The following is a 1,015-nucleotide window of genomic DNA, read 5'->3' as shown; positions in this document are numbered from 1 at the left end:
TAGGTGTTTGATCCCACGGTTTGATGGTGCGATCCTTTCGTTGGAATGGAAGGAAGCCGTATGGGACAGATACGTCATGGGTGCGCCACGACCACGCACGCCGTCCGAGCAGCAATACAGCGATCGCAAGCTTCGCTCGCGACGCTGAGCCGTGAGCTGGGGATCAACCCGAAGACGGTCGCGAAGTGGCGTAAGAGGACCACGGTCGAGGACCTGAAGACCGGGCCGAAGGCCCCTCATTCCACCACTCTGTCCGAGGCCGATGAGGCAGTTGTTGTGGCGTTCCGGAGGCACACGCTGCTGCCGCTGGATGACTGCCTCTATGCCTTGCAGCCGTCGCTCCCGCATCTGACGCGCTCAGCGCTGCATCGTTGCCTCCAGCGGCACGGAATCTCCCGGCTACCCGACATCGAAGGCGACAAGCCGAAGCGCCAGCGCTTCAAGCGCTACCCCATCGGTTTCTTCCACATCGACATTGCCGAGGTGCAGACCGCCGAAGGCAAGCTGTACCTGTTCGTCGGCATTGACCGCACCAGCAAGTTCGCGGTCACCCAGCTGGTCGACAAGGCCGACAGGCGCACAGCGTGGGAGTTCCTCGAACACCTGCTGAAGGCCGTACCTTACCGCATCCACACCATTCTGACCGACAATGGCATCCAGTTCGCCGATCAGCCTCGTAACCGCAACACCGCCTGGTCGCGTCAGATGCGCTTCGACATGATCTGCGAGGCGAACGACATCGAGCACCGGCTCACCAAACCGAACCATCCGTGGACCAACGGGCAGGTCGAACGCATGAACCGGACGATCAAGGAGGCGACCGTCAAACGCTTTCATTACGAGAGCCATGACCAGCTCAGGACGCACCTCGCCGACTTCATGGCTGCCTACAACTTTGCCCGCCGGCTCAAGACACTCAGCGGGCTCACGCCCTACGAATACATCGCAAAAATCTGGACCTCAGAGCCAGAACGCTTCATCGTCAATCCGATCCACCAAATGCCGGGACTGAACA

At 60.5% G+C, this 1,015-nt stretch carries 1 protein-coding gene; it reads left to right on the top strand.

The genetic code is table 11. The features are described 5' to 3' along the window. Positions 1-60: 60 nt before the first annotated feature. Positions 61-1,015, top strand: a 955-nt coding sequence (locus HHL27_RS22165) for an IS481 family transposase (protein ID WP_169495526.1), incomplete at its 3' end; no start/stop codon positions are given.

Origin of the sequence: Novosphingobium olei, from assembly GCF_012927405.1 — a bacterium.
Lineage (GTDB): Bacteria > Pseudomonadota > Alphaproteobacteria > Sphingomonadales > Sphingomonadaceae > Novosphingobium > Novosphingobium olei.
The sequence above is the reverse complement of the archived record's forward strand: the minus strand, read 5'-3'. Positions and strand labels throughout refer to the sequence as shown.